General features: G+C 63.8%; 31 protein-coding genes and 4 tRNA genes. 24 read left to right on the forward strand and 11 right to left on the reverse strand.

Annotation, left to right across the window (positions count from 1 at the left end):
- Positions 1-25 precede the first annotated feature (25 nt).
- The 5 genes from menE to GJB56_RS01360 are packed head-to-tail and all read right to left on the reverse strand — an operon-like array spanning position 26 to position 3,337.
- Complete coding sequence (menE, locus tag GJB56_RS01340; RefSeq protein WP_021334073.1) at positions 26-1,165, reverse strand: o-succinylbenzoate--CoA ligase; 1,140 nt, start codon at positions 1,163-1,165, stop codon at positions 26-28.
- Entirely contained in the window at positions 1,162-1,464 is a 303-nt protein-coding gene (locus GJB56_RS01345; RefSeq protein WP_019744336.1) for a DUF3349 domain-containing protein, read from the reverse strand. Before GJB56_RS01345 ends, menE begins: the two co-directional genes overlap by 4 nt.
- Positions 1,465-1,468: 4 nt before the next feature.
- Positions 1,469-1,804: a DUF3349 domain-containing protein gene (locus GJB56_RS01350; RefSeq protein ID WP_019744335.1), complete on the reverse strand. Its 336-nt coding sequence runs from the start codon at positions 1,802-1,804 to the stop codon at positions 1,469-1,471.
- Between the two features lie 54 nt (positions 1,805-1,858).
- On the reverse strand, positions 1,859-2,122 hold the full coding sequence (locus GJB56_RS01355) for a membrane protein (protein ID WP_019744334.1): 264 nt from the start codon (positions 2,120-2,122) through the stop codon (positions 1,859-1,861).
- Between the two features lie 15 nt (positions 2,123-2,137).
- Positions 2,138-3,337: an inorganic phosphate transporter gene (locus GJB56_RS01360; RefSeq protein ID WP_019744333.1), complete on the reverse strand. Its 1,200-nt coding sequence runs from the start codon at positions 3,335-3,337 to the stop codon at positions 2,138-2,140.
- A gap of 284 nt (positions 3,338-3,621) precedes the next feature.
- Here GJB56_RS01360 and GJB56_RS01365 point away from each other — a divergent pair, with 284 nt between their 5' ends.
- From GJB56_RS01365 to GJB56_RS01385, 5 genes are read left to right on the forward strand one after another with little or no spacing between them, the layout of a single operon-like run.
- Positions 3,622-5,046, forward strand: a complete 1,425-nt coding sequence (locus GJB56_RS01365; protein WP_020968953.1) for an ABC transporter substrate-binding protein — start codon at positions 3,622-3,624, stop codon at positions 5,044-5,046.
- A gap of 60 nt (positions 5,047-5,106) precedes the next feature.
- Entirely contained in the window at positions 5,107-7,365 is a 2,259-nt protein-coding gene (locus GJB56_RS01370; RefSeq protein ID WP_113682369.1) for an ABC transporter permease, read from the forward strand.
- Entirely contained in the window at positions 7,358-8,101 is a 744-nt protein-coding gene (locus tag GJB56_RS01375; RefSeq protein ID WP_020968954.1) for an ABC transporter ATP-binding protein, read from the forward strand. The genes GJB56_RS01370 and GJB56_RS01375 overlap by 8 nt, the downstream gene beginning before the upstream one ends.
- An 11-nt stretch (positions 8,102-8,112) precedes the next feature.
- Positions 8,113-8,871, forward strand: a complete 759-nt coding sequence (locus tag GJB56_RS01380) for an ABC transporter ATP-binding protein (RefSeq protein ID WP_113682447.1) — start codon at positions 8,113-8,115, stop codon at positions 8,869-8,871.
- 2 nt (positions 8,872-8,873) lie between these two features.
- Entirely contained in the window at positions 8,874-9,233 is a 360-nt protein-coding gene (locus tag GJB56_RS01385) for a hypothetical protein (RefSeq protein WP_003942018.1), read from the forward strand.
- A gap of 80 nt (positions 9,234-9,313) precedes the next feature.
- Here GJB56_RS01385 and GJB56_RS01390 read toward each other — a convergent pair whose 3' ends face one another.
- Both GJB56_RS01390 and GJB56_RS01395 read right to left on the reverse strand, forming a co-directional pair.
- Positions 9,314-9,703 (reverse strand): VOC family protein, encoded by a 390-nt coding sequence (locus GJB56_RS01390; protein WP_019744328.1) that lies wholly within the window; start codon positions 9,701-9,703, stop codon positions 9,314-9,316.
- A 28-nt stretch (positions 9,704-9,731) separates the two neighbouring features.
- Positions 9,732-10,625: a 1,4-dihydroxy-2-naphthoyl-CoA synthase gene (locus GJB56_RS01395; protein WP_024487301.1), complete on the reverse strand. Its 894-nt coding sequence runs from the start codon at positions 10,623-10,625 to the stop codon at positions 9,732-9,734.
- Between the two features lie 83 nt (positions 10,626-10,708).
- Here GJB56_RS01395 and GJB56_RS01400 point away from each other — a divergent pair, with 83 nt between their 5' ends.
- The 3 genes from GJB56_RS01400 to GJB56_RS01410 are packed head-to-tail and all read left to right on the forward strand — an operon-like array spanning position 10,709 to position 12,845.
- A complete protein-coding gene (locus GJB56_RS01400; protein ID WP_024487302.1) occupies positions 10,709-11,353 on the forward strand; it encodes a PaaI family thioesterase in 645 nt (214 codons plus the stop codon).
- Between the two features lies 1 nt (position 11,354).
- Entirely contained in the window at positions 11,355-12,350 is a 996-nt protein-coding gene (locus GJB56_RS01405; protein WP_020906810.1) for an o-succinylbenzoate synthase, read from the forward strand.
- 48 nt (positions 12,351-12,398) lie between these two features.
- Positions 12,399-12,845: a DUF6918 family protein gene (locus GJB56_RS01410; protein ID WP_003941973.1), complete on the forward strand. Its 447-nt coding sequence runs from the start codon at positions 12,399-12,401 to the stop codon at positions 12,843-12,845.
- A gap of 66 nt (positions 12,846-12,911) precedes the next feature.
- Here the strand turns inward: GJB56_RS01410 and GJB56_RS01415 are convergent, their stop codons facing one another.
- Together GJB56_RS01415 and GJB56_RS01420 are read right to left on the reverse strand one after the other, a co-directional pair.
- Positions 12,912-13,739, reverse strand: coding sequence for a siderophore-interacting protein (locus tag GJB56_RS01415; protein WP_113682370.1), 828 nt, complete (start codon positions 13,737-13,739; stop codon positions 12,912-12,914).
- A 58-nt stretch (positions 13,740-13,797) separates the two neighbouring features.
- Positions 13,798-14,400: a flavin reductase family protein gene (locus GJB56_RS01420; protein WP_021343457.1), complete on the reverse strand. Its 603-nt coding sequence runs from the start codon at positions 14,398-14,400 to the stop codon at positions 13,798-13,800.
- Between the two features lie 68 nt (positions 14,401-14,468).
- Between GJB56_RS01420 and menD the strand changes: the two genes are divergently transcribed.
- From menD to GJB56_RS01440, 4 genes are all read left to right on the forward strand, one after another.
- Positions 14,469-16,082, forward strand: coding sequence for a 2-succinyl-5-enolpyruvyl-6-hydroxy-3-cyclohexene-1-carboxylic-acid synthase (gene menD, locus GJB56_RS01425; RefSeq protein ID WP_020906813.1), 1,614 nt, complete (start codon positions 14,469-14,471; stop codon positions 16,080-16,082).
- On the forward strand, positions 16,079-16,522 hold the full coding sequence (locus tag GJB56_RS01430) for a DUF3592 domain-containing protein (protein WP_113682371.1): 444 nt from the start codon (positions 16,079-16,081) through the stop codon (positions 16,520-16,522). The genes menD and GJB56_RS01430 overlap by 4 nt, the downstream gene beginning before the upstream one ends.
- Before the next feature lie 68 nt (positions 16,523-16,590).
- Positions 16,591-17,736, forward strand: coding sequence for a glycosyltransferase family 4 protein (locus GJB56_RS01435; RefSeq protein ID WP_205318831.1), 1,146 nt, complete (start codon positions 16,591-16,593; stop codon positions 17,734-17,736).
- A gap of 97 nt (positions 17,737-17,833) precedes the next feature.
- Entirely contained in the window at positions 17,834-18,472 is a 639-nt protein-coding gene (locus GJB56_RS01440) for a demethylmenaquinone methyltransferase (protein ID WP_230091200.1), read from the forward strand.
- A gap of 55 nt (positions 18,473-18,527) precedes the next feature.
- Here GJB56_RS01440 and GJB56_RS01445 read toward each other — a convergent pair whose 3' ends face one another.
- Positions 18,528-19,790, reverse strand: coding sequence for a geranylgeranyl reductase family protein (locus GJB56_RS01445; protein WP_020968961.1), 1,263 nt, complete (start codon positions 19,788-19,790; stop codon positions 18,528-18,530).
- Between the two features lie 104 nt (positions 19,791-19,894).
- On the opposite strand from GJB56_RS01445, the gene GJB56_RS01450 reads away from it, so the two are divergent.
- Both GJB56_RS01450 and htpX read left to right on the forward strand, forming a co-directional pair.
- Entirely contained in the window at positions 19,895-20,944 is a 1,050-nt protein-coding gene (locus tag GJB56_RS01450; protein ID WP_020906817.1) for a polyprenyl synthetase family protein, read from the forward strand.
- A 135-nt stretch (positions 20,945-21,079) separates the two neighbouring features.
- Entirely contained in the window at positions 21,080-21,943 is an 864-nt protein-coding gene (htpX, locus tag GJB56_RS01455) for a zinc metalloprotease HtpX (protein WP_029254860.1), read from the forward strand.
- A 70-nt stretch (positions 21,944-22,013) separates the two neighbouring features.
- Here htpX and GJB56_RS01460 read toward each other — a convergent pair whose 3' ends face one another.
- On the reverse strand, positions 22,014-22,505 hold the full coding sequence (locus GJB56_RS01460) for a YajQ family cyclic di-GMP-binding protein (RefSeq protein WP_003941854.1): 492 nt from the start codon (positions 22,503-22,505) through the stop codon (positions 22,014-22,016).
- 224 nt (positions 22,506-22,729) lie between these two features.
- On the opposite strand from GJB56_RS01460, the gene GJB56_RS01465 reads away from it, so the two are divergent.
- The 10 genes from GJB56_RS01465 (at position 22,730) to rplK (ending at position 26,799) form a co-directional block, all read left to right on the forward strand.
- A tRNA-Tyr gene (locus GJB56_RS01465) sits at positions 22,730-22,812 on the forward strand.
- A 311-nt stretch (positions 22,813-23,123) separates the two neighbouring features.
- Positions 23,124-23,196, forward strand: a tRNA-Thr gene (locus GJB56_RS01470).
- A 45-nt stretch (positions 23,197-23,241) separates the two neighbouring features.
- Positions 23,242-23,314: transfer RNA gene (locus tag GJB56_RS01475), tRNA-Met, on the forward strand.
- Positions 23,315-23,375: 61 nt separating this feature from the next.
- On the forward strand, positions 23,376-23,543 hold the full coding sequence (rpmG, locus tag GJB56_RS01480; RefSeq protein ID WP_003941903.1) for a 50S ribosomal protein L33: 168 nt from the start codon (positions 23,376-23,378) through the stop codon (positions 23,541-23,543).
- Between the two features lie 86 nt (positions 23,544-23,629).
- Positions 23,630-24,184: a (3R)-hydroxyacyl-ACP dehydratase subunit HadA gene (gene hadA / locus GJB56_RS01485; RefSeq protein WP_113682374.1), complete on the forward strand. Its 555-nt coding sequence runs from the start codon at positions 23,630-23,632 to the stop codon at positions 24,182-24,184.
- Positions 24,171-24,596: a (3R)-hydroxyacyl-ACP dehydratase subunit HadB gene (hadB, locus tag GJB56_RS01490; RefSeq protein ID WP_003941909.1), complete on the forward strand. Its 426-nt coding sequence runs from the start codon at positions 24,171-24,173 to the stop codon at positions 24,594-24,596. The genes hadA and hadB overlap by 14 nt, the downstream gene beginning before the upstream one ends.
- A 173-nt stretch (positions 24,597-24,769) precedes the next feature.
- Positions 24,770-24,842: transfer RNA gene (locus GJB56_RS01495), tRNA-Trp, on the forward strand.
- 31 nt (positions 24,843-24,873) lie between these two features.
- A complete protein-coding gene (gene secE, locus GJB56_RS01500; protein WP_020968963.1) occupies positions 24,874-25,377 on the forward strand; it encodes a preprotein translocase subunit SecE in 504 nt (167 codons plus the stop codon).
- Positions 25,378-25,461: 84 nt separating this feature from the next.
- Positions 25,462-26,298, forward strand: coding sequence for a transcription termination/antitermination protein NusG (gene nusG / locus GJB56_RS01505; RefSeq protein ID WP_003942049.1), 837 nt, complete (start codon positions 25,462-25,464; stop codon positions 26,296-26,298).
- Between the two features lie 66 nt (positions 26,299-26,364).
- Complete coding sequence (gene rplK / locus GJB56_RS01510) at positions 26,365-26,799, forward strand: 50S ribosomal protein L11 (RefSeq protein ID WP_003941896.1); 435 nt, start codon at positions 26,365-26,367, stop codon at positions 26,797-26,799.
- Positions 26,800-26,879: the final 80 nt, after the last annotated feature.

Raw genomic sequence — 26,879 nt, forward strand, 5'->3', positions numbered from 1 at the left:
CGGCTGAACAATCGGGCTGCGGCTGCTAGCTGAACCGAGCCACCAGGGCGGCGCGGTCGAGCTTGCCCGGCCCCCGGAGCGGCAGTGCGTCCACGACGAACAGCTCGCGCGGCGCCGCGGTGACGTCGAGTGTCCGCTGAGCATGTGCGCGTAGTTCATCGAGCGTGGGAGCTTCGCCCTCGGGTACGACCACGGCCACCACCCGCTGCCCCAGCCGCTGGTCCTCGATGCCGATCACCGCGCACTCGCGAACGGCCGGGTGATCGGCCAGCGCGGCCTCGACCACCTGCGGTACGACGGTCAGCCCGCCGGTGGAGATTGCCTCGTCCAACCGGCCGCTGATGCGCAGGACTCCGTCGACCACCGCTCCGGCGTCGTCGGTCCGGAACCAACCGGGCTCGGCGAAAGCGGGGTGGTCGGGAAGCCCGCGGTACCCGGACGCGAGCATCGGCCCACCCAGCAGCACTCGCCCGTCGTCGATACGAATCTGCGCTCCGGACAACGGGATTCCGTCGTAGACGCAACCGCCGGAGGTTTCACTCATCCCGTAGGTGCGGACGACGGTGATGCCCGCTTCGGTGGCCTGCGCGAGTACCGGCGCGGGAGTCGCAGCGCCGCCGAGCAGAACCGCGTCGAGTGACGCCAGCGCCTCGACCGCGGCGCGATCACCGAGCGCCTTGACCAACTGCGTCGGCACCAAGGAGGTGTAGCGGCGCGGTCCGCTCATCGCGGCGACGGCGCCCGGAAGCGCTGCCGGGTCGAAACCCGCACTGACGTCGACGATCACCGGTTGCGTTCCGGCGAGAACACTGCGCAGCAGAACCTGCATACCGGCGATGTGGTGCGGAGGGAGAACGAGCAACCAGGATCCTGTGCCGCCGAGGCGTTCGTGGGTCGCGTCGCCGCTGGCACGCAGGGCATCAGCACCGAGCATCGCGCCCTTCGGCGTTCCCGTGGTTCCCGACGTGGCGACTACCAGCGAGACGCCGTCGTCGATGGGCTGATCGGGGTGCAGAGCGTCGCTCAGTCGGGCCGTCTCGCGTGCGTCGGCAGCCGGGACGGGGAGCACGGCGTCGTGCTCGCCGCCCAGGATCTGCGCGACGGCAGGCAATACCTCGAAAGCCGCCTCGCCCTGCGGAACCGCGAGTGTGCGAAGAACGTTCACCGGATGTCCGGCCCGGCAAGGGGCCAACCGCCGTCAGCCAGATGGCTTCGCACGCGGTCGACATCGGTTTCGAGAGGCATCTCGTTGGTGATCTTCGTGATGAGGACCTGGATGTCGGTCTTCTCGATGGGCAGATCGCCGTCCTCGATCAACGCGTCGGCGACGGCGTCGACCTCGGCCTCGGAGAGTCTGCGAGTGAGGAGTGCGAAGAGCGGGATGTAGTCCTGTTCGGGGACGCCATTGGGATAGCCGGCCCGCAACCAGCCGACTATCGACGTGAGGAAGGGCGGAAGAGCCATGACGTCAGCTCACATCTCGAACTTCGTTGTCGGCGTCCACGTCTTCGATAACCGGCCACCCACCTGCGCGCAGTCTTTCGGTGACACGATCGACGTCGTCCTCGGACGGCTCCTCGTTGAGGATCCCCTCGATGATGGCGCGAATCGTGTCGTAGTCGACGTGGCGGTCCGGTACCTCGTGCGCGGACTCGATGGACATCGAAACGACCTGCTCGATCTCCTCGTCGGTCAGACGTCGACGGAGAACCGCGAGCAGGGCGAAATGATCCTTGTCCGGGATGCCCTCGGGGTACCCGGCGCGTAGCCAGTCGAGCACGCTGCGCAATGAATACTTGCTCAAATCCTCGGCCTCATTTTCGTTTCGGTGGTTTCAGTGGTGTGCCGCGACGACCACTCAGAAGACGTGGATTCCGAACGTGCTGGCCAAGAAGTTCTTCATCAACAACAGAATTCCGGCGAAGATCGTGACGAGCACGATCGCAAAACAGAGGTACGCACCCATTTTACCCAGGGTGGTCGGTCCTTCGGTGCCGTCGGGATTAGGCAGGCTCAGCGACTTGAGGCCGAATGCGAAGATCGCCGGCAGTCCCGCTCCGAAGAGCAGTCCTACTGCCACTACCTGCCAGAGCGAATCGAGGGTATCGGTGAGTAGATGCATTCTCTTGCGCCCCTTTCAGGAGTTGCGGGTGGCTTCGGTGGACGGCGTGGGTTCGGCTGCCGGGATCTCGGCAATTGCCGCATCTGAATTCTCGTCCCATTCGGCGGTGACGTTCGCCGCGTCCACGGGTTCCTTACGCGAGCGTATGTACATGAAGATCGCGAAGGCGATGAGCGCGGCGAAGACGACGAGCACGCCGGCGAGTCCGCCGACCAGATGCGCAAGAGCCCAGCAGATAGCTCCGACGACGGCAGCCGACGGCAATGTGATCAGCCAGGCTGCGGCCATCCGGCCGGCGACACCCCAACGGACCTCGGCGCCCTTGCGACCGATACCCGTACCGAGGATCGAGCCGGTGGCGACGTGGGTGGTCGAGAGGGGGAGTCCGAGGTGGCTCGACGTGAGGATGATGGCGGCGGACGACGCTTCGGCTGCCAGACCCTGCGGCGCGGCAATCTCGACAAGACCCTTGCCCAGGGTGCGGATGATGCGCCAACCGCCGAGGTAGGTGCCGAGGGCGATCGCGACGGCACAGGTGAACTTCACCCAGAACGGCATCTCGGTCTCGGCGGTGATGGTGCCGTGAGCGACCAGGGCCAAAAAGATGACGCCCATCGTCTTCTGGGCGTCATTGGTGCCGTGTGCAAGTGAGATCAGGGAGGCGGTGCCGATCTGGCCGAAACGGAAACCGCGCTCGCGCTCGTCTTCCTTGACGGATGCGGTGATGCGGTACACGAGCTTGGTGCCGACGCCCGCGACCAGAGCAGCGACGACCGGCGCGAGGATTGCGGGGACGACGACCTTGGTCAGCACTCCGCCCCACTCGACTCCGCCCATACCGATGGAGGCGATCGCGGCGCCGATCAAGCCGCCGAACAGCGCGTGCGAGGAGCTCGACGGCAATCCGAGAAGCCAGGTCGCCAGGTTCCAGATGATTCCGCCGACAAGACCGGCGAACACGATCAGCAGCAGATCCTGCCCACTGACCGCGCCGAGGTTGACGACACCTTTGGCTACCGTCGCGGCGACCTCGACGGACAGGAACGCACCGACCAGGTTCAGGATCGCGGAAAGTGTGACCGCAACTTTGGGCTTGAGTGCACCGGTCGCGATGGAGGTGGCCATTGCGTTACCCGTGTCGTGAAAACCATTCGTGAAATCGAACGCGAGGGCGGTGACAACTACCACCAGGAGGATTACGAGCTCTGCGGTCACAACGTGAATTGTGCGTATCGAACGCGTAAAAGTACAGCGAACGGGATGCGAACAGGGCCTCCGTGGAGTACGTCCCCGCGCGTGGGCTGCGGCGCTGCCGTTCGCGATGTGTTCAGCGCCACGAAATCCGAACCCTGTGTGGGACCTCACTTTTTGGTCTCACTCACCGGGAAGGCACATTCGGACCGTTTTAAACGCTGATTACCTACGGGCACCGAGCGCACCGGAACAGGGGTTTCACCTCTGTATCTCGGTGTCTGTCAGTGAGAAGGAGAGCTCCGACCGTGAAGCCCAACAAGTCCACGAAGCTGATCGTGGCACTCGCAGCGACCGCCGTTCTGGCATCAGCCTGCGCATCGAATCGTGGTGACGATCCCTACGCCGTCGCTGTCGGCGGATCAGGCGTCAGCGCCGATCTTGCGTCGAGCACATCCGACGCGAAGTTCGGCACCCTCGATTCGCCGTGTGGCGAAGGCGATGCCACCGGCGCAACCGATCAAGGCGTCAGCGACACCGAGATCAAGATCGGGTTCGGTGACGACCGCGGGTACGTGAAGTCTCCCGGGCTGAACAAGGAAATGAGCGATGCGGTGAACGCGCTCATCTCGTGGTGCAACGATCAAGGCGGTATCAACGGCCGCAAGGTCGTCGGTACCGACTACGACGCCGCGATGACGCAGGCCAACTCGGTCATGCAGGAAGCGTGCGCGAGTCAGTTCATGATGGTCGGCTACGGCTTCGCGATGGATCAGACTGCGGAGCAGACGCGTGTCGCGTGCAACCTGGTGTCAGTGCCAGGCTTCACCGTCTCGCCGGACGCCGCGAACGGACCCATGACGTTCCAGGGAGTTCCGTTCCCCGTCGACTACGCGAACGGTTCGCAGTGGTTCCAGATGGCCGAGATGCATCCCGATCTGGTGAACGACTTCGACGTCGTCAACAGCACGATGCCCACGATCATCAGCTCCACCACGAAGATTCGTTCGATCGCCGAGGCAGCGGGCTTCAAGCTCAAGGATTGCGGCGTCACACTCAACTACGAGGGCGAATCGAGCTACGTGCCGTTTGCCGAGAAGTACAAGGAGTGCGGTGCGAAGGGTATCTGGACGTCACGATCGGCAAGCCCGTCGGAGCTGAACTTCGTGAAGGCCCTCGACCAGGTCGGGATCGATCCCATCTTCTTCGGTGAAGCCACCTGGTACGGCGCGACCGTCTCCGATTGGAACAAGGACACCGGACTGCTCGACAACCTCAACGCGGGCATGACCTTCCAGATGCTCGAGAACGCGGACAAGGTGCCCGCAGTGAAGAAGTACGTGGATCTGGTTTCCGAGCAGGGTGGCAAGACTGCGCTTCTCGGTATGCAGGCGGCGTCGTCGTTCCTGCTGTGGGCGGCCGCCGCGGACGAGTGCGGCAGCGATCTGACGCGTCAGTGCATGGTCGACGAACTCTCGAACATTCACGAGTGGGACGGCGGCGGATTGCATGCCGTCACCGATCCCGGCAAGAACATGCCGGCCACCTGCGGACTCATGACCTCGCTGAAGGGCAGTACCTACTCGCAGGCCTTCCCGTCCACCGCGGGCGAATTCAAGTGCGACCCCAAGTACCTCGTCGCGACCGACAAGAGCACCTGGGGAACCGAGCTCGGCGCTGACCGCGTTTCGACGAAGTACCAGAACGCCAACGTCATCAAGCCGCAGTCCTGATTCTTCCGACTCGGGCGGCGAGCGCCAACCGCCGCCCGAGTCCCTAACGAGGGTTCAGCCATGAACACTTTTGTCACTTTCACGATCCTGGGCCTGGTCCTGGGGTCGGTGTACGCGATCGCTGCCTCCGGGCTGGTGCTCACGTACAACACGTCAGGCATCTTCAACTTCGCGCACGGTGCACAGGCAATGCTCGGTGCGTTCATCTACTGGCAGTTGCGCTACGGCTGGGAACTTCCCACGGTTGTCGCCTTGCTGATCTCGTTGGTCCTGGTCGGTCCGCTGATGGGTCTCGGCCTCTACGTCCTGATCATGAAGGGGCTACGCGATACCGCCGAGGTCACCAAAATCGTTGTGACGGTAACGATCCTGCTCGGAATGCTCTCGATCTCGCACTGGTTCTGGCATCCCGAGACCGCCCGAACGATGCAGATGTTCTTCGGTGACCAGTCCAAGATCACGGTGTTCGGCGCGAGCATCCGCTACCACGAGCTGATCTGCATCCTCGTTGCGATCGCTATCGCCGTCGGTCTGCGTATTCTATTCACGCGCACCCGGGCCGGTGTTGCGATGCGCGGCGTCGTCGACGATCCGGAACTACTGCGCCTCAACGGCCACAATCCGGAGCGTCTCGCGGCACTGTCCTGGGCGATGGGTTCGACGCTCGCAGTCCTGGCCGGCATCCTGATCACCCCGATCAGTGGCGGCACACTCGAGGCGAACATGTTGACGCTCTTGGTGATCGACGCGTTTGCCGCGGCCATGTTCGGCCGGTTGCGCAGCATCCCACGCACGTTTGTCGGCGCCGTGGTTCTCGGGCTTGCCGGTACGTACGTATTGGCGTACTTCCCGACAAGTTGGAGTTGGACGTCGAATTTCCGTGTCTCCCTGCCGATGATCGCGCTGTTCGTCGTACTCATCGTCCTACCTCAGGACCGCCTGCGCGGCGCGGTCACTCGCACTCGCGAGCGGTACCACGTTCCGAGCGTACGCAAGGCCGTCGTCTGGGGCGTGGCACTGATCGTCATCGTGTACCTGATCCGTCTGCTGATGGTGACGTCGGCGGTCACGACACTGACTATCGGAATGACTTTCGCGATCATCGCGCTCTCGCTCACACTCCTCACCGGCTACGCCGGTGAATTGAACTTGGCGCCGGTATCTTTCGGCGCTATCGCGACCATCGTGGCCTTCCACTTCGGGATCTCAGGTTCCGGGTTGGCTGCGCACCTCAACCTGTGGGGCATCGTCGTCGGAGTCCTCGTCACCGCCGTGATCGGTGGCCTCGTCGCGTTGCCGGCGCTGCGGCTCAGAGGGCTGTATCTCGCGCTTGCGACCATGGCATTCGGAGTGTTCCTCTCCAACATGGTCCTTCGCGACACCACCGAACACGAGATGTTCGGCATGAAGTATTCGCTGTTCAAAGACGGCAACATCGCTCTCCCTCCGCTGAAGATCGGCCCGCTCGATCTGAGCAACGAGACGGTGTTCCTGATGACCGTGACCGCGCTGTTCTCGGTACTCGGCGTCGGCGTCATCGCGTTGCGTAACAGCGGCTACGGGCGCCGTCTCGCTGCGATGAAGGACAGCCCGGCCGGTTCGGCCATGCTCGGCCAGAGCCTGGTTCGGCTCAAGCTGAGCGTCTTCATGATCTCTTCAGGGATCGCCGGTCTCGGCGGCATTCTGATGTCGAGCGCGATGGGTTCCGTCTCGGGCGAGAGCTTTGCCATCATGGTCAGCCTCTCGCTGCTCATGCTGACCGTCGTCGCGGGCATCGGATACGTCACCGGCGCGCTGTTCGGTGGGCTCATGGCCGGAATCGGCTTTGCCGTCATCATGGTCTCGTTCACCAATCTGGCTTCGGCGCAACCGGAGTTGGAGGGAATGTGGCTGCTGCTGGGCAACATCGCGGCCGTCAGCCCGGCCCTGATCGGCATCGGTGTCGGCGCGAACCCCAGTGGCACCGTGCACAGCGTGATCGAGGGCTACCGTCGGCTCACCGATGCCAGGCCGGTTCTGATCGGCGGCGCCGCAGTCGTTCTGCTGACCTACGTCCTTGCTCTGACCGGCGTACTCGGCAACTGGTGGTTCGCATCCATCACGATCGCGGTGGTGTTCATGCTGCCCGTGATCGGCGAGATGGTCATGCCCCGTGCGGTTCTCACTCCGGAAGAATTGGCAGCCAAGGCGACAGTCGTTCCCGAAGACGTCGGGATCGACGTCCCGTACAGCCCCGAGATCCGTGACGAGATCGACCGCGAACTGGGGATTCCTCAGTACCAGGGCGGCTCGCCGAAGGAGTTGACCGCCCATGTCTGATGCACCTCTTCTCGAAACACGCGGTGTGAGCGTTCGTTTCGGTGGGCACGTCGCGGTCAAGGACGTTTCGCTCACCGTGCAACCCGGAACCGTGACGGGACTGATCGGACCGAATGGTGCGGGCAAGACGACGCTCTTCAACACCATCACCGGGCTGCAGAAACCCACGTCCGGTCAGGTGTTCCTCGGCGGCGTCGACGTGACGAAGCTGCCGCCGCACAAGCGGGCAGGTCGCGGGCTTGCACGTACCTTCCAGCGGCTCGAACTGTTCGTCTCGCTGTCGGTGCGTGACAACCTGCGCGTCGCCGGAGACATCCACAAGGCGAACGGCCGCAACAAGATCGACGTGGACAGCGAGACGGATCGTCTGCTGGAGCTGACCGGGCTGACGGATGTCGCGGACAAGGACGTCGCGGACATCCCCACCGGACGCGCCCGCGTCGTCGAAGTTGCACGGGCGCTCATGACCGACCCGCGAGTGCTGCTGCTCGACGAACCGGCCTCGGGCCAGACCGAGCAGGAAACCGAGGTCTTTGCCGAGATGCTCACCGAGCTGGCGGCGGGTGGACTCGGAATCTGTCTGGTGGAGCACGACATTCCGCTGGTGATGAAGGTGTGCTCGACCATTCACGTGCTCGACTACGGCGCAGTCCTCGCATCGGGTGATCCGGAGAAGATCCGGACGGATCCGGAAGTGATCGCGGCCTACATCGGGACCGAGGAGGAGGCGGTATGACTTCAGCGAAAATTGGCGAGGCGAAAATTGGCGAGGCGAAAATCGACGAGGGCATACGCAGCCCCGACCGCGCCGAACCGTTGCTCGAACTGTCCGGTGTCCGTGCCGGTTACGGATCCATCGAGGTTCTGCACGGGGTGGATCTGGTACTCGAACCGGGCGCAGTGGTGGCGCTGCTCGGACCCAACGGTGGTGGCAAGACGTCGACGCTCAAGATCTGCTCAGGCGTCCTGCCGGTCACCCGCGGCGAGTTCCGGCTCGCGGGCCAGGTCGTGAACGGCGTCGAGCCTTCGGAGTTGGCGAGGCTGGGCGTCTGCTCCATCCCCGAGGGACGCGGGATCTTCGCAAACCTGACCGTGCGCGAAAATCTGTGGATCGCCACGGGAACGGGCGTCGGGTTGGCCGAACTCGAAGAGGTTGCGTACAGCAGGTTCCCGATCCTGGGGGAGCGGCGCGGGCAGTTGGCCGGATCGATGTCCGGCGGCGAGCAGCAGATGCTGGCGCTGTCACGGGCGCTCGGCACTCACCCGACGGTGCTCCTGCTCGACGAGCTGTCGATGGGTCTCGCACCGCGAATCGTCTCGCAGATGTACGACGTCGTCGGCTCGCTTGCAGCCGAAGGCATTTCCATTCTCGTCGCCGAGCAGTTCGCACGAGCGGTGCTGCCCATCGCGACCTCGGCCGCACTCATGTTGCAGGGACGCGTCGTGAAGACCGGCGATCCCCTCGACATCGAAAACGAACTTTCTACCAGTTATCTAGGAGGATGACGATGACTACTCTCGCCGAAGATCGCCGTGAGGAATTCAAGAAGAACATCGCAGAGTTGAAGCTGGACAAGAAGCAGGCAGGCGGCGACGCTGCGACGCGCATCGCCGGCCTGGTGCTCATGGTCGTCGGAGTCGTCGGCGCCTTCGTCGTCTACATCTCTTCGCTGACGCTCTCGGACCTGCGGGATCTGGTGTCGTACCAGATCCTCACCGTGGTTTTCCTCGCCCTGACAGTGGTCGGTGCCGCACTCTTCCTGGCCGCATCGGTGGCAAAGGTGCTGCGGCTGTGGTTGGTTCGCCAACTGCTCGAGGGTCAGGCCCAGACAGATCAGATCTCTCAGGCGCTGAGCACGCGCAACTGATCTCTGCGAAGAACCGACAGATGCCCGCCACGAAAGTCGTGGCGGGCATCTGTCACTGCTCGGCTACAGCTGTGTCTCGACTACGCGGACGGTGGCCGGGAATCGCGTCGGATCGGATGGTCCTCCGGGATCTGCACCATCACGATCGGTGTCCCGTCGGGGTCGGCGATCCACATCTCGTGCAGACCCCACGGTTCTTGCCTGGCCTCGCGGGCGATCTTGACTCCGGCGAGAACCAGTTCGGTCTGAGCGGCAGTGAGGTCACGGACCTGCAGCCAGATCGCGCCGCGAAAGCCACCTTCGCCGGTGCCGCCGTGCGCTGCGACTTCGATCAGCCCTTGGCCGGCGAAGAAGACTGTGCCGCCGGGATATTCACGAGCGATCGCCAGACCGAGGGTGTCTCGGTAGAAGCTCAGCGTTCGTTCGTACTCGCTCGGGCGCAATATCGTACGGCTACTCAGAATCTCCACGTCCGACCTCCCTCTCGCACCTACTGTCTCAGAAGTACCAGGGATATGGTGACCAATCGGGATCACGCTTTTCGAGGAACGAGTCGCGACCCTCGACGGCCTCGTCGGTCATGTACGCCAAACGTGTTGCCTCACCGGCGAACAGCTGCTGGCCGACCAACCCGTCGTCCTGCAGGTTGAACGCGTACTTGAGCATCCGCTGTGCCTGCGGCGACTTGCCGTTGATCTTGCCTGCCCAGTCGATCGCGACGTTTTCGAGTTCCGCGTGGTCGACAACCTTGTTGACCGCGCCCATCTGATGCATTTCCTCGGCGGTGTACGTCTCACCCAGGAAGAAGATCTCGCGAGCGAACTTCTGGCCCACCATCTTTGCCAGATAGGCGCTGCCGTAGCCGCCGTCGAAGCTTCCGACGTCGGCGTCGGTCTGCTTGAACCGTGCGTGCTCGCGGCTGGCGAGCGTCAGGTCGCACACCACGTGCAGGCTGTGACCGCCGCCCGCAGCCCAACCGTTGACCAGGCAGATCACGACCTTCGGCATGAAGCGGATCAGGCGCTGGACCTCGAGGATGTGAAGGCGTCCGGCGCGTGCTTTGTCGACGGTGTCCGCCGTTTCACCTTCGGCGTACTGGTAGCCGCTGCGGCCACGGATGCGCTGGTCTCCGCCCGAGCAGAACGCCCAGCCGCCGTCCTTCTCGCTCGGTCCGTTGCCGGTGAGCAGGACTGCTCCCACGTCGGAGGTCATACGGGCGTGATCGAGCGCGCGGTACAACTCGTCGACGGTGTGCGGGCGGAACGCATTACGTACTTCCGGTCGGTCGAAGGCGACGCGAACGGTGCCTTGACTGACGTGCCGGTGGTACGTGATGTCGGTGAGGTTCTCGAATCCGGGAACAGGGCGCCAGAGCTGCGGGTTGAAGGTCACCTCAGTCACGATAGAGGCACGCCTCGCGCGTCTAACGGATGCCTGAGGTAGAACACGTTCCCGGGCGCGCTAACGTGCAGGTCATGAGCGAACAAACCGCAGACGGCACGGAGATCGTCACAGACGGTGAGAAGCGGGGCGGATTTCCACGGTTCCGGCATACTCCCGCAGGTCCGGACTTCGGCCGCTTCGTCGAAGCGATGCGCAGGTTGCAGGACCTTGCCGTCTCGACCAATGTTCCCGACGACGTACTCGCAGACATCGCTACGCAGGCCGAGGAGCTTGCCGATCGGTTGACTCCGTACGAGGTGCCGGAGGGCAAGTCGCCCGCGGGTTCGAACATCCAACTGCCCGGACGCGGCAGCCTCCTCATGCTCCCGTGGATGGTCGAGAAGTTCGACACCGAAGGAGTCCGCAGTACCGGCGTCTTCCGCCGCTACCACCTGGGCGGCAACGGTGCCGCTCACGGCGGTGTCCTGCCCTTGCTGTTCGACGACGTCTTCGGGATGACGGTCCACGCGGGTGGCCGTCCGATTTCCCGGACCGGCTACCTCCACATCAACTACCGCGCGATCACTCCGCTCAACACGCAACTGGTGATCGAAGGGAAGGTGGATCGGGTCGAGGGTCGCAAGACCTTTGTCAGCGCACGTCTGACCGACCTCGACGGCAAGCTCCTCGCCGACGGTGAGGCGCTCATGATCGAACTGCTTCCAGGACAGCCCTGAGATGTTCCCCTCGTTCGACGATCTGATCTCGGACGCCGTGGTGCTCGCGCTGCCGATGCGAGTTCGCTTTCGCGGCATCACGACTCGTGAGGCTCTGCTCGTTCGTGGCCCGGCCGGGTGGGGAGAATTCGCACCCTTCGTCGAGTACGACGACGACGAGGCGTCGCAGTGGCTGCTCGCCGGGATCGAGGCGGCGTGGCTGGGTCCGCCGCCTGCGCTTCGTCACGCCGTTCCCGTCAACGCCACCGTGCCGGCGATCGACGCCTCTGCCGTTCCGCAATTGTTGGAGCGCTTCCCCGGGGCCCGGACCGCCAAGGTCAAGGTCGCCGAGAAGGGGCAGTCGTTGGCGCAGGACGTCGCCCGGGTGAACGAGGTGCGTCGGCACATCCCGAACGTGCGCGTCGACGCCAACGGCGGGTGGAGTGTGGACGAGGCGATCACGGCTTTGCGAGCGATCACCGAGGACGGTGAACTCGAATACGCGGAGCAGCCGTGTGCAAGCGTCGAGGAACTGGTCAGCGTCCGCGCCGCGGGGACCGGTGTGCGGATCGCTGCCGACGAGAGCATTCGCCGTGCCGAGGACCCGTTGCGCGTCGTACGAGCCGGGGGAGCGGACGTAGCCGTCGTGAAGGTGCCCCCGCTGGGCGGAATGCGTGCTGTGGTGGCGCTGTCGGCGCAGCTGGCGGACTACGGGGTGCCGGTGGTGGTCTCGAGTGCGCTGGACACGGCTGTGGGGATGTCCGCGGGACTGGCGGCCGCGGCAGCCTTGCCCACGCTTCCGTTTGCCTGCGGCCTCGGCACGGGCGGCCTGTTCGTCCGGGATGTCGCGGTCACCGGAGCAGCCGTCGACGGCGCTTTGTCTGTTGGTGCCGTCGAGCCTGATCCGGTTCTGCTCGAGACGCTGGCCGCGCCCGCGGACCGGCGCGACTGGTGGTTGGAGAGGGCCAGGCGCTGCCATCGGATACTCGGCAGTAGAGACCTGCCGAATTTCGTATAGTCTCGGGCGCGACCTGATGAACATCAGTGAAGAATGAAGGGATCGAAAGTGGTTGCAGCTCTGAACGAAACCCTGCTCGAGGAATCACGGGTTCCCGCGGTCGTCGCGGACGTGCAGACCTTGATCGACGCAGAGGTTTCGGATAAGTCGGGGGCCTCAGGGCTGGCTCTCAAGGGTGGCTACGGCGCGGTCAAGAAGGTGAGCCCGTCCATCGTGCCGGACGCCGTCACCGCGCTTCTGCCGGCTTTCGTGGCAAAGCTCGAGCCGTACTGGCAGGAATTCTCGGCTTCCGGTGAAGGCAGCTTCGCCGATTTCATCAGCGCCCGCGGCGACGCGGTTGCCGATTCCCTCCTCGAGGTGACGGACGAGCGTATCGAAGGTAGCGACAAGGCCGTCGTCAAGTCGATGTACTCGAAGCTGCGCGGTTCGGCCAAGAAGCATGTGACTGCAGCTCTGCCGCGTCTGGGCGATGTGATCCAGAAGCACGCTGCATAAGCGAACGTAAGACAACGAGCGGCCCGGGAGTTTCTCCCGGGCCGCTCGTTTTTTTGCATTCGTTTGTCAGTGAGCCGAATGTCCGCGGCGCCAGAAGCCGGTGAAGGTGATGTCCGTCTTGGCGAACTTTCGGTCGTTCACGAGATGCCGACGCAGCCCGGTGGTGAGTGCCTGTTCGCCGGCGACAAACGTGTAGGACGGCCCCTCGGGCAGTTCGGCGGCGCGGACGGTCTCGAGGGTCAGAACACCCGGCGTTGCGTGTTCGTCCTCGCGAACGAGCCAATGCACGTTGACGTTCGCCAACTCCGGAATGTCTTGCTTGTCTTCGATGTTCGGAATCTCGACGAAGACCTCGGCACGCAGGTCTGCCGGCGCGGTTTCCAGAATGCCGATGAGCGCCGGAAGTGCGCTCTCGTCGCCGACGAGCAGTTGCCACTTGGCCTCGGGTGTGGGGTTGTAGATGCAGCCTTCGTCGAGGAGGGCGACATTGTCGCCGGTCGACGCGGTGTCCGCCCACGCGGATGCCGGGCCGATGTCGCCGTGATAGGCGAAGTCGATGTCGATCTCCGTGGTCTCACCGAAGAGACCGGATCCGGCAGCACGGTAGGCGCGAATCGTGTAGTTGCGCACGACCGGTCGCGTGTCCTTGGACATCAACAGGTACTGCGCGTACCAGAGATTGCTTGCCGCGCTCGGCAACCGGAGTTCGCTCTGGCCGACCTGCGGGATGAACATGCGGAACCACTGATCGGCACCCATCGGTGCGATGGTGGACAGCTCTTCGCCGGCAATGGTCACTCGGATGAAGCTCGGGCTGATTCGTTTGTTCGCCACGACCTGCGCCGACACGATGCTGCGTGAGGCCGGTTTCACGAACTTGGCGCGCTTGGCCATGACTGGTTGCTCCCTGATTAGCTGTTACTCGTACCTAATCAGGTAACCCTAACCTGATTTACGGCCGGTGTGGAGTGGTGGGTCTGTCCTTTTCGACGACTTCGGGAGGAAGACCCCACTGCGCTCGGCCAAGTCGGCTCATCGGTGCGATTGCCGCGAAGTCCGGTAACCCGTCGTCGGCGACAGCCTCGGGACGTACTGCGACCGCGACCACATTTCCCATCACGACAAATGAATTACCGACCTCGATGACCTGGTGAAGCGTGCATTCGATGGCGATCGGGGAGTCGGCGACCCGGACAGGGCGAACCCGCTCGCTCGGTTCGCTACGGATGTTCAACTCGAGAAATTCGTCGGCCTCGGCGTCGTAGAAGGCCGAACTCTTGTTCACCACGTCTGCGAGCGTGGCGGTCGCCAGGTTGATCACGAATTCGCCGGTCGCTTCGATGTTGCGCAGACTGTCCTTGCGTCCGACCGACGTGAACTGCACGATCGGCGGCGCCGAACTTGCCACGGTGAAAAAGCTGTACGGAGCCAGATTGCCGACGCCGTCCGCCGACAGGGTGGACACCCAGGCAATCGGCCGGGGGACCACCGAAGCAGTGAGTAACTGATAGAACCGGCGGGGTTCGAGCTCGGCTGGATCGAAGAGTGTGCGCACCCACACATAATGCCGCTGTCCCCGCCCCTGGGCATGCTTGCACCCGAACATCTGACACTCTTGAAGGCGTGAATCCGTCCACTGCACAAGCCACAGCCGTCGTCGACGAACTGGTTCGTGGTGGCGTGCGTGAAGTCGTGCTGTGTCCAGGCTCTCGCAACGCGCCCCTCGCATTTGCCCTCCAGGCCGCCGATCTCGACGGCCGGTTGCGTCTGCACATGCGGATCGACGAGCGGACAGCAGGCTTTCTGGCACTCGGACTGGCAATCGCCGGGAAACGACCGGTCCCCATCGTGATGACCTCCGGGACCGCCGTCGCGAATCTCGGACCTGCTGTCCTCGAGGCCAACTACGCGCGAGTGCCGCTGGTGGTCCTGAGCGCCAACCGGCCTTACGAGATGCTCGGCACCGGCGCCAACCAGACCGTCGAGCAACTCGGGCTCTTCGGCAGTCAGGTTCGCGCAACCATCAGCCTGGGCTTGGCCGAGGACGATTCGACGCAGAACAGCCAGTGGCGCTCGGCGGTCTGCCGGGTCCTCGCCGCTGCCCGCGGAACCAGATCCGGAAACGCGGGTCCGGTGCATTTCGACATCCCGCTCCGAGAGCCGCTGGTGCCGGACGTGCACGTCCATGGCCCGGTTCCGGAGGGCCGTCCAGGCGGTGCAGCCTGGACCACCACGCAGAACGCGACGCTCGATGTTCCGGTCGATCTGGACCTCACCGCAGATACGGTGGTCATTTCCGGACACGGCAGCGCACTTCGGCCTGAGCTGGCCGGCCTGCCGACAGTGGCCGAGCCGACGGCTCCGATGCACGGGATCGCACTGCATCCACTCGCGCTCTCGCAACTCAAGCCCAAGCAGGCGATCATCACCGGCCGCCCGACGTTGCATCGTCAGGTCTCGAAGGTTTTGGCCGATCCGAGCGTCGACGTCTACGCGCTGACCACCGGGCCGCGCTGGCCCGACGTATCCGGCAACGTGCTCGCCACGGGAACCAGGGCAGTGGTCACCGGGACGCCCGATCCCGCCTGGATTGCTCGATGCGCCGCGCTGACCGAACACGCCGAAACTGCCGTCCGCAAGCAACTCGACGCCCACCCCAAAGCCACTGGCCTGCACGTGGCAGCTGCCGTGATGGATGCACTCGCGGACGGCGACCAGCTTCTGCTCGGCGCGTCCAACCCTGTTCGCGACGCGGCACTCGTGAGCTATCCCAAGCCCGCCGTGCGGGTGCTGTCGAATCGCGGCGTCGCAGGTATCGACGGCACCGTCTCGGCGGCGGTCGGTGCCGCACTGGCATACGAGGGTGGCCGGACCGTCGCCCTCATGGGCGACCTGACCTTCCTGCACGACGCGTCCGGGCTGCTGATCGGGACCGGTGAGCCGAGGCCGAGCGACCTCACCATCGTCGTGGCCAACGACGACGGCGGCGGCATCTTCGAACTCCTCGAACAAGGCGACCCGCAGTACGCCGGCGTCTTCGAGCGAGTGTTCGGAACACCGCACGGCATGGACCTCGCTGCGCTGTGCGCGGCCTACCGCGTGCCGCACGCAGCCGTCACCGTCGACGCCCTGGCAACGACGCTGGCGCAACCCGCAAACGGCATTCGTGTGCTCGAAGTCGCGACAGATCGCAGTGGACTGCGCGAACTCCACGCTTCCGTGCGAGCACAGTTGTGACGCAAACGGTTCTGCGGCGCTTCCGCATCGGCGTACTGGTGGTTGCGGTCGGCATTTCGGTGCTCGCGGTGATCCTGGTTCTCGGTGCCTGGCGCAACGATCGGACCATCGAATCGAACATGGGGACCGCAACCGCCGAGGTGCTCTCGGCAGGCTCGCTACGTTCGGCGATCAGCTTCGTGACACCAGACGGCGCGAATCACAACCCTGAACTCGGCGTGCTCTACCCCACCAATCTGACTGTGGGACAACGCATCGAGGTGGAGTACTCCAAAGCCGACCCTGATTTGGTCCGGGTAGCGGGACGCAACGCGACGGTGGCGCTGATCCCGGCGGGATCGGTGATCGTCGTGACGTGGCTCCTGGCTGGACCGTCGATCTGGTACCTGCGCAAGCGGGAAGGGGGAGCTCCGGGATCGGCGCCGGTCGCTTCGAGTTAGTTCGCGCTTCGCCGGAACTTCACACGAACATGACGTGGACTTTTCCTGGCCCTGTCACCGTTCTCGGTGTGAGAGTAGCCATCGTTGCGGAGTCATTCCTGCCCAACATGAACGGTGTCACCAACTCGGTACTACGCGTGCTCGAACACCTCGATCGCACTGGCCACGACGCCATGGTCATTGCGCCGGACACTGTCGGATCCGACACCTCTGCCGCCACCGAACACGAAGGTGTTCAGGTGGTTCGGGTGCCCGCCGTCATGGTGCCCAAAGTCAGTTCACTCCCCGTCGGCCTGCCACAACCGCGTCTGACGACGGCCGTGCGGACCTTCGCGCCCGACGTCGTCCATCTGGCGTCGCCGTTCCTGCTCGGCGCCGGGGGAGTGGCCGTCGCCAAGCGGCTCGCGATACCCACCGTCGCGGTTTACCAGACCGACGTCGCCGGATTTGCCGAAAGCTACGGTCTCGGCGTCACCAGTCGCGCCGCGTGGGCGTGGACCCGTCGAATCCACAAGAGCTGCAACAGGACCCTTGCACCCTCCACGGCGGCAGTCGACGCCCTCGAAGAGCACGGCATTCCGCGCGTGCACCGGTGGGCCCGCGGCGTCGACGCACAACGATTCGCGCCTTCGCGTCGTAGCTCGGCGTTGCGGCAGTCCTGGATCGGCGACAGCGACCAGTTGGTGGTCGGCTTCGTCGGTCGCCTCGCGCCCGAAAAACACGTCGAGCGACTGGCCGTGCTGGCGGCCGATCCCAGTGTGCAGATCGTGATCGTCGGAGACGGTCCGGATCGCGAGAACCTACGACGACTGATGCCGGATGCGATCTTCACCGGACAACTCGGCGGTACCGCCCTGGCCGACGCCTATGCGAGCCTGGACGTATTCGTTCACCCCGGCGAGCACGAAACTTTCTGCCAGGCGGTTCAGGAAGCCCTCGCGAGCGGTGTACCTGTCGTCGGACCGGACGCCGGCGGACCGCGTGACCTGATCTCGCATTGCCGCAACGGCTACCTCCTGCCGACGGACAGGTTCACCGAACTCCTGCCAAGCGCCGTCGACGCACTTCGTCAGCGTGATCTGCGGGTGCAGTTCGGCTCCGCGGCGAGGCGCTCGGTGCTGCACCGGACCTGGCCGGCAATCTGCGAAGAGTTGCTCCGTCACTACGAGGACGTGCAGGGCCTCGGGCGGCGAACGGGTGCCAGAGCAGCCTGAACGCCCTCGCTGCCCGAGGGTTGGTAGCGTTTCGGGTGTGGCCACTACACACGGAACCCGAGCAACTCTCGAGAAGCAACCGCACGAAGTCGCGTCGATGTTCGACGACGTCGCGGAGCGATACGACCTCACCAACACCGTGCTGTCCTTCGGCCAGGACAAGGGTTGGCGCAAGGCCACCCGCGAAGCCCTCGACCTCAAGCCGGGCGAGAAGGTACTCGACCTCGCCGCCGGAACCGGAGTCTCGACCGTCGAACTGGGGCGCTCCGGTGCCTGGTGCGTCGCCACCGACTTCTCCAAGGGAATGCTCAAGGCCGGAATCTCGCGCAAAGTTCCGATGGTCGCAGGTGACGCGATGTACCTGCCCTATGCCGACAACGTGTTCGATGCCGCGACGATTTCCTTCGGCCTGCGCAACGTCTCCGACTTCGAAGCCGGACTGCGCGAGATCGCCCGCGTCACCAAGCCGGGCGGACGTCTCGTCGTCAGCGAGTTCTCGACGCCCGTCTTCGGGCCCTTCCGCACGGTCTACATGGAGTACCTCATGAAGGCGCTCCCGCAGGTCGCACGCACCGTCAGCAGCAACCCCGACGCCTACGTCTACCTCGCCGAATCGATCCGTGCCTGGCCGACCCAGGAAGAGTTGGCACGCAAGATCGAGGCTGCCGGGTGGAAGAACGTCAAGTGGCGCAACCTCACCGGCGGCGTCGTGGCGCTGCATTACGCCACTGCCTGAACTGCTGTGCGCCTTTATTAACCGCGGGCGGTTAATAAAGGCGCACAGCACTTGCTCAACCGAACAACGGTCGGGAGTCGATCTTTCTCGACGCGGCCCCCGACGCACGCCATGCCTTCGCCGTCAGATCGGCGTCGGCGTCGGTGACGAGGTTCCCCATCACCCGAACGGCGACCGTCATCAGTGCCCGTGAGCGCATCGCAATCGGGCCCGAGGCGGGCAGGAATTGCGGAACCGTCAGCAGGCCTGCGAGTCGGCGCGCGACCGAGAACGCCTGCCCGTAATGCTCCCGAAGCACGGTCGGCCACAGCTCCGTGAGGTCGTCGGCGCCGAGCTGTTCGACCACCAGACGTCCGCCTTCGAGGCCGTAGTCGATGCCCTCACCGTTGAGCGGGTTCACGCACGCTGCGGCGTCGCCGATCACGGCCCAGTTGCGTCCGGCGATGTTGGAGACGGCGCCGCCCATGGGTAGCAAAGCCGAAGCGACGGAATGTATCTCGCTGCTCCACTGCCACTCACTTCGGCGCTGGTCGGTGTACAAGTCGAGCAAGGGACGCAGGGCACCCGGCGCCGGGCGCTTGGACGTCGCCAGTGTCCCGACGCCGATGTTCACCTCGCCGGTGCCGAGCGGGAAGATCCAGCCGTACCCCGCCTGCAACGTGCCCTCGGCGTCCCGCAGTTCCAGATGCGAGGTGATCCACGGGTCGGCGCTGCGCGGCGTCGCGACGTAAGCGCGTGCCGCGACGCCGTACGCGGTGTCCCGGTGCCACTGCCGTCCCAGCTTCTTGCCGAGCGTCGAGCGAACGCCGTCGGCGATGATCAGCGTCCGGCAACGAAGAGTGCTGCGTCCCGAGGGGCCGGCGAGTACGACGGCGGCTACTCGATCACCGTCGAGTTCGACGTCGACGGCCTTGGTGCCCTCGACCATGACCGCGCCCGATTCGACGGCGCACTGGCGAATGGCGTCGTCGAGTTCGGTCCGAGGGATCGCACTGCCGATCGGCGGGAACGACGTCCCTGGCCACTCGAGTTCGAGTTCTTGTCCGAAGCCGGACAACCGCAGGCCCTTGTTGGTCGTATGTGACCGAACCCACTCGCCGAGGCCGAGGAGATCCAGTTCGGCCACGGCGCGCGGAGTGAGTCCATCACCACAAGTCTTGTCTCGCGGGAACACGGCAGCGTCCACCAGCACGACGTCTCGGCCGCTGCGGGCGGCCCAAGCCGCGGCCGAAGAACCCGCGGGACCTGCGCCGATGACCACAATGTCGGTTTCGGTCGGAAGCGAATCGACGACGGGGGACTGCTCTTCTACGGACACACTCACATCTTCCCAGGCTCGCGATCGCCACCGTGGCGAGGCCGTCCCGAGTGCGAACCGCTAGGTTCACTACCGTGGGAACCGAGCCGTCACTGACGACAGGAATGGGTACTGACATCGTGAGCACCGAAAAGACTGCTGCCGACGCAACCGCATCGAGCACCGTCGTTGCAGGCATCGACCTGGGCGACGAACAGCTCGCCGCAGTAGTGCGTGGTGGACTCTCCGATGTCGAGGAGTTGTTGGTCAGCGAGCTGTCCGACGGCGAAGACTTCCTCACCGAGGCCGCGCTGCATCTCGCGCGAGCCGGTGGAAAGCGCTTCCGTCCGTTGTTCACGATCCTGACCGCGCAACTCGGACCGGTGCCGAACGATCCGTCGATCATCACCGCAGCGACTGTCACCGAACTCGTTCACCTGGCGACGCTCTATCACGACGACGTCATGGACGAGGCGTCCATGCGGCGCGGAGCACCCAGCGCCAACGCCCGCTGGGGAAACAGCGTGGCGATCCTGGCCGGCGACTATCTGTTCGCGCACGCATCACGCCTGGTATCGACGCTCGGACCTGAAGCCGTTCGGATCATCGCCGAAACCTTCGCAGAACTGGTCACCGGCCAGATGCGCGAGACGATCGGCGTCAAGAAGGAACAGGATCCGGTCGAGCATTACCTCAAGGTCGTGTGGGAGAAGACCGGTTCGCTCATCGCTGCATCCGGACGATTCGGCGGCACCTTCTCCGGCGCCGACGCAGCTCACATCGAGCGTCTCGAGCGCCTGGGTGACGCCGTCGGCACCGCGTTCCAGATCTCCGACGACATCATCGACATCTCGTCCGTATCGGCGCAGTCCGGAAAGACTCCGGGCACCGACCTGCGCGAGGGTGTCCACACCCTGCCCGTCCTGTACGCGTTCCGCGAAGAAGGAGCCGACGCAGATCGCCTGCGGGAGCTGCTCGCGGGCCCGGTCACCGAAGACGCACTGGTAGAAGAAGCTCTCGAACTGCTCGAGCGTTCGCCGGGCATGGTCAAGGCGAAGGCAAAGCTGGGCGAGTACGCAGTCTCGGCAAAGGCCCAGTTGGCCGAGCTCCCGCAGGGACCGGCGAACGAAGCGCTCGTGCGCCTCGTGGACTACACGATCGAACGAGTCGGCTGACACACCTGGGGTGAAACCCTGACGACCCTGGGTGGGAACCCTGATGACCCTGTCCTTCGTTGACTGAACAGAACCGGTGCATACGCCGGGAGTTCGGGTGAGCCTTCGGCTCCAGCGAGGCAAGAGGTGAGCAGTTTGCACGGCTACGCGAACGGTGCGAAGACATTCGGGTTGTTGGTGGGGATGTCGGCGCTGATCGTCTTCATCGGTTCGCTGTTCAACAGCCCGTTCCTTCTGTGGGGATCCGTTCTGTTTGCCGTCGGCATGAATGCCTACGTCTACTTCAACAGCGACAAGCTGGCGCTTCGATCGATGCGCGCCCAGCCCATCACCGAGGTCGAGGCACCGGCGATCTACCGGATCGTGCGCGAACTCGCCACGACGGCGCACCAACCGATGCCCAGGCTGTACATCAGCCCCACGAACGCCCCGAACGCGTTTGCCACCGGTCGTAGCCCTCGTCACGCCGCGGTGTGCGTGACCAGCGGCATCATGCAAATCCTGAACGAACGCGAGCTGCGCGCCGTACTCGGGCACGAACTCTCCCACGTCTACAACCGGGACATTTTGATCTCGTCCGTGGCCGGCGCGATGGCCAGCGTCATCTCTGGCCTGGCCAACTTCGCGATGTACGCGAGCATCTTCGGTGGCCGAGGGAACGGGCAGGGAAGTAATCCGATCGCCTTGCTGCTCGTCTCCCTACTGGGACCGATCGCGGCAACCGTGGTCAAGCTGGCCGTTTCGCGCTCTCGCGAGTATCAGGCTGATCAATCGGGAGCCGAGCTCACCGGTGACCCATTGGCGTTGGCGTCGGCGCTGCGCAAGCTCGAGTCGGGCGTGGCAGCCGCGCCGTTGCCGCCTGAGCCCAAGCTCGCGGCGCAGTCCCACCTGATGATTGCCAACCCCTTCAGAGCGGGGGACAAGGTGAGCAAGCTGTTCTCGACGCATCCGCCCATGGCGGACCGGATCGAGCGTTTGGAGAAGATGGCCGGGATGTAGGGCCTTCGGCCCCTGTGCACGGTTAGGTAGTCCCAGGACTCCTTAACCGCGCACAGGGGCGCAGCCCCCACTACCGGTAGTTCACGAACTGCAGGGCGATCCCGAAGTCCTCACCCTTGAGCAGGGAGATGACGCCCTGGAGGTCGTCGCGCTTCTTGCTGCTCACACGAAGTTCCTCACCCTGGATCTGCGCCTTGACGCCCTTGGGGCCCTCGTCGCGAATCTTCTTGGTGATCTTCTTCGCGTTCTCGCTGCTGATGCCCTGGACCAAGGTTCCGGACAGCTTGTAGATCTTTCCGGACTGCGCCGGCTCGCCGGCATCGAATGCCTTCAGCGAGATGTCACGACGGATCAACTTCTCCTTGAACACGTCGAGGGCGGCAAGCAGTCGCTCCTCGGTGTCGGCGTTCAACGTGATCGTCTCTTCACCAGACCACTCGATCGACGCTCCCGTGTTTCGGAAGTCGAAACGCGTGGTCAGCTCCTTGGCAGCCTGATGCAGGGCGTTGTCCACCTCTTGACGGTCAACCTTGCTCACCACGTCGAAGGACGAATCAGCCACTTCACACTCCCGCTTTCCGGTAGTTCACGAACATCGAGTTCTGCCCACCTTCCATACCGGTGGACACCTCGACGTTATCGGGTCGGCACCGCCCGTTACCACCCGGTTTGCAAAATGGGGGTGTGTTCGTTGTATTCTTCTCACCGCACCGAGGAAGCCGTTTTCGGCCGCCGCACGTCGCGATATACTTGCGAATGCGCCGGATCGAAGCTTGGTGCAAGCACGGCAGATTGCCCGAGCGGCCAATGGGAGCGGACTGTAAATCCGTCGGCTTATGCCTACGTAGGTTCGAATCCTACATCTGCCACACCAAGTCAGCCCCGATTCTCTTTACGAGAGTCGGGGCTGACTTTTTTGTGCTTGTTCCGAGGTCGGGTGGGCGTTGGTGACGCCGGCGTCGGCTGCGGCTCAGGGGCCTCGGGAGTGCTTCTGGGGATGCCTTCGGGGGAGTGCGGGGTCAAGTTGGTTCCCGCAAAGCCCTCGCCAGCGGCCCCGATCGGTGCAACAATGGGCTCCGGCACCATTTTTGCCCCGATGACCAGCGGATTTGGTGCTGGCGCTCGTTCGTGTGTAATCTTTCGGAGGCTTCAAGAGAGCGGCAACGCACTCCTGAGCCACGCCCCCTTAGCTCAGTCGGTAGAGCGTTTCCATGGTAAGGAAAAGGTCAACGGTTCGATTCCGTTAGGGGGCTCGCTGGATTGTGGTGCCGTGCTTTCCGCGCGACACTCGACACCGAGGCGGTGTAGCTCAGTTGGTAGAGCAAACGACTCATAATCGTTGCGTCGCCGGTTCAAGTCCGGTCACCGCTACACAATATGCATGATCCACCCTGATTGCTCGTAATCAGATACACCCGAAAGAAGGCATCCCGTGGCCTCCTCGACCGACGTTCGGCCCAAGATCACCTTGGCCTGCGAGGTATGCAAGCACCGCAACTACATCACCAAGAAGAATCGGCGCAACGACCCCGATCGCCTGGAGCTCAAGAAGTTCTGCCCCAACTGCGGAACCCACCAGTCGCATCGCGAGTCGAAGTAGTAAGTCCTTAACAGGACGACGATTTTCGCGGAAGACCCTCTCTGGGCCTGCGTCTTCGGGTCCTAGCTAGAAGAGAGTCTCACCGCGTGACAGATTTGCAAGAGAACCAGGCAGCGGCCGAGGTCCCTACGGACCCGGCCGCTCATGCCGTCCAGATGGTCGGTCACCACTATCGTGTCGAAGACTTCTACGAGGTCGGACGCGAGAAGGTGCGCGAGTTCGCTCGCGCCGTCCAGGACGCGCATCCTGCGCACTACGACGAATCGGCAGCCAAATGCCTCGGATACGACGGCCTGATTGCTCCCATTACGTTCGTCGCCATCGTGGGTGCCATTGCTCAGCGACGTCTGTTCGAAGAGATCGTCACCGGCTACGACTTGAGTCAGATTCTTCAGACCGATCAGCGACTGGTGCTGCACAAGCCCATGCAGGTCGGTGACCGACTCTTCTGCGATGTTTTCCTGGATTCGTTCAGGCAGGCCGCAGGTAGCGACATCATCGTGACCAAGAACATCATCACCGATCAGAACGACGAAGCAGTTGTCACCACGTGGACAACGCTTGTTGCTCGAACGGGTGGGGAAGTGGACGAGAACATCGCCCACGCAGTCAAGGACGTGATGATGCATGTCGCTTCGTAAATTTTCCGACGTGAGTGTCGGCGAACTTCTCCCCGAGAAGTCCGTCACCCTGACGCGTGGAAACCTCGCCAACTACGCGGGTGTTTCGGGAGATCCCAATCCGATTCACTTCAGTGACGAGGTCGCACGACTTGCCGGCTTGCCGGACGTCGTCGCGCACGGCATGCTCTCCATGGGCATCGGTGCCGGCTACGTCACCGAATGGCTGGGGGATCCGGGTGCAGTGACCGAGTACAACGTACGGTTCACGAGCCCGGTGATCGTGGCAGCCGACAAGGCTGCCGAGATCGAGTTCACCGCCAAGGTGAAGTCGATCGACGAAGAAAGCAAGACCGCAGTACTGGCAATCGTGGCCAAGTCCGAAGGTAAGAAGATCTTCGGTCGTGCCACCGCCACGGTCCGTCTAGCCTGATCGCAGGGCGGATTGTGTTTGTTCCGGGGCTTTGAAGTACACTGAGATTTCTGGGATTCCTCAGCGCTGCGCGCTGCCCTGAATGTTGCAAGACATTCACCTCGGGTAGCGCGTATGTTGTGTGATCGCAGAACGGTTGATTCAGGCAGGGTCCACCTGTCGATGTCAACCAAAGGGGCGTAGCTCAACTGGCAGAGCAGCGGTCTCCAAAACCGCAGGTTGCAGGTTCAAGTCCTGTCGCCCCTGCCCCCGGATGCCAGCGACTGAGAGGAACGACGTGAGCGAGGAGCGCGCCAAGCGCGACGCCGACACTTCGGATGCGGAGACTTCAACGTCTGCCGATTCGACCGGTGTCGACGACACTGCAGCTGACGCGACTACGCGTTCCGATCTGTCGTTGGACAAGGACGGTGCCGAGAAGGCTCCCTCCGCATCCAGTGGGGTTTCCAACAAGCCGACCGGCAAGCGCGCTGCACGCGGCGCCTCGGTCAGCGCGTCCACCGTGAAGACTCCGGCCCGGACGGCATCCCGGACATCTTCGGCCAAGCCGACTGCAACGAACCCCGGCAAGAAGCCCAAGGCGAAGAAGGACAACATCTTCAAGCGCCTGCGCAAATTCTTCCGCGAGGTCATCGCAGAACTCCGTAAGGTCATCTGGCCGAACCGCAAGCAGATGATCACCTACACCAGCGTCGTGCTGACGTTCGTGGTCTTCATGGTCGCTTTCATCAGCGGCGTCGATATCGCTGTGATCAAGGGTGTCACCTGGCTGTTCGGCTGATCGCCGTAGCAGTCGGGCGTCTTTGCCTGCGAGCGCGACAAGACCCGACCCGGGTCCGAGTAACGAGAGGAAGCGAGTGCCCCAGTGAGCACCCCCGAGAACGACACGAATGAGGCTTTGGCCGAAGAGCGTGTTTCTGCCGAGGCGGCAGCCGAAGTAGACGTCGTGGTTGCCGAAGGCACCGATGCAGACGTTGCCGAAGGCACTGATGCAGACGCTGCAGCGACCGAGGACGTCATCTCCGACGATGCCGAGAACTCCGACGAGGCCGCTCCCGCCGCCGAGCTCGAGGTCGAGGATCCCGTTGCCGAACTCAAGGCTGCGCTGCGTCGCGCCCCGGGTGACTGGTACGTCATCCACTCGTACGCCGGTTACGAGAACAAGGTCAAGACCAACCTCGAGACTCGCGTTCAGAACCTCGACGTCGGTGACTACATCTTCCAGGTGGAAGTTCCCACCGAAGAGGTCACCGAGATCAAGAACGGCCAGCGCAAGCAGGTCAATCGCAAGGTTCTGCCCGGATACATCCTCGTTCGCATGGAGCTCAACGACGAGTCGTGGGGCGCAGTGCGCAACACGCCTGGCGTCACCGGTTTTGTCGGTGCCACGTCGCGTCCCTCGCCGCTGACCCTCAACGAGGTCGTCAAGTTCCTGCTCCCGCAGCAGGAGCAGAAGAAGCAGCAGGCTGCAGCGGCCGCCGTCGCAGCAGGCGAGGCACCGTCCGAGTCCTTCGGCAAGCCCCTCATCGAGGTCGACTTCGAGGTCGGCGAGTCGGTCACCGTCATGGACGGCCCGTTCGCAACCCTTCCGGCCAGCATCAGCGAGGTCAACGGCGAGCAGCAGAAGCTCAAGGTTCTCGTGTCGATCTTCGGTCGTGAAACCCCGGTTGAGCTCAACTTCAACCAGGTCGCGAAGATCTGACCACCCCAAAACTTGCAATTTGTTCGACGCAAGACACACACCCAAGCTAGAAACTAGGAACTAGAGATGCCCCCAAAGAAGAAGAAGCTCGCCGGGCTCATCAAGCTGCAGATCCAGGCAGGTCAGGCTAACCCTGCACCTCCCGTGGGTCCCGCGCTCGGTCAGCACGGCGTGAACATCATGGAGTTCTGCAAGGCCTACAACGCGGCGACTGAGTCCCAGCGCGGCAACGTTGTGCCGGTCGAGATCTCGGTCTACGAAGACCGGACCTTCGATTTCAAGCTGAAGACCCCTCCCGCCGCCAAGCTGCTCCTCAAGGCAGCCGGCGTCGCCAAGGGCTCCGGCGAACCGCACAAGACCAAGGTTGCCTCGGTGACCATGGATCAGGTGCGCGAAATCGCGAAGACCAAGGCTGAAGACCTCAATGCCAATGACATCGAGCAGGCCGCGAAGATCATCGCCGGCACCGCTCGTTCCATGGGCATCACGGTCCAGGGCTAATAGTCCGCTCCACAGCATTACGTGGGAGGGCCGGCCAGGCCCCGACCACAACTGAACCATTCACCACTGCACAGGTAATT

The organism is Rhodococcus sp. AQ5-07 (assembly GCF_009707305.1).
GTDB classification, from domain to species: Bacteria; Actinomycetota; Actinomycetes; order Mycobacteriales; family Mycobacteriaceae; genus Rhodococcus_F; species Rhodococcus_F erythropolis.

Excerpts from the sequence above, each read along its gene's own strand:
- GJB56_RS01345 (WP_019744336.1), bottom strand. The coding sequence starts at position 1,464 with ATGGCTCTTCCGCCCTTCCTCACGTCGATAGTCGGCTGGTTGCGGGCC.
- GJB56_RS01355 (WP_019744334.1), bottom strand. The coding sequence starts at position 2,122 with ATGCATCTACTCACCGATACCCTCGATTCGCTCTGGCAGGTAGTGGCA.
- GJB56_RS01370 (WP_113682369.1), top strand. The coding sequence starts at position 5,107 with ATGAACACTTTTGTCACTTTCACGATCCTGGGCCTGGTCCTGGGGTCG.
- GJB56_RS01375 (WP_020968954.1), top strand. The coding sequence starts at position 7,358 with ATGTCTGATGCACCTCTTCTCGAAACACGCGGTGTGAGCGTTCGTTTC.
- GJB56_RS01385 (WP_003942018.1), top strand. The coding sequence starts at position 8,874 with ATGACTACTCTCGCCGAAGATCGCCGTGAGGAATTCAAGAAGAACATC.
- GJB56_RS01400 (WP_024487302.1), top strand. The coding sequence starts at position 10,709 with ATGAGCGAACAAACCGCAGACGGCACGGAGATCGTCACAGACGGTGAG.
- GJB56_RS01405 (WP_020906810.1), top strand. The coding sequence starts at position 11,355 with ATGTTCCCCTCGTTCGACGATCTGATCTCGGACGCCGTGGTGCTCGCG.
- GJB56_RS01415 (WP_113682370.1), bottom strand. The coding sequence starts at position 13,739 with ATGGCCAAGCGCGCCAAGTTCGTGAAACCGGCCTCACGCAGCATCGTG.
- GJB56_RS01440 (WP_230091200.1), top strand. The coding sequence starts at position 17,834 with ATGTTCGACGACGTCGCGGAGCGATACGACCTCACCAACACCGTGCTG.
- GJB56_RS01450 (WP_020906817.1), top strand. The coding sequence starts at position 19,895 with ATGGGTACTGACATCGTGAGCACCGAAAAGACTGCTGCCGACGCAACC.
- hadB (WP_003941909.1), top strand. The coding sequence starts at position 24,171 with ATGTCGCTTCGTAAATTTTCCGACGTGAGTGTCGGCGAACTTCTCCCC.
- rplK (WP_003941896.1), top strand. The coding sequence starts at position 26,365 with ATGCCCCCAAAGAAGAAGAAGCTCGCCGGGCTCATCAAGCTGCAGATC.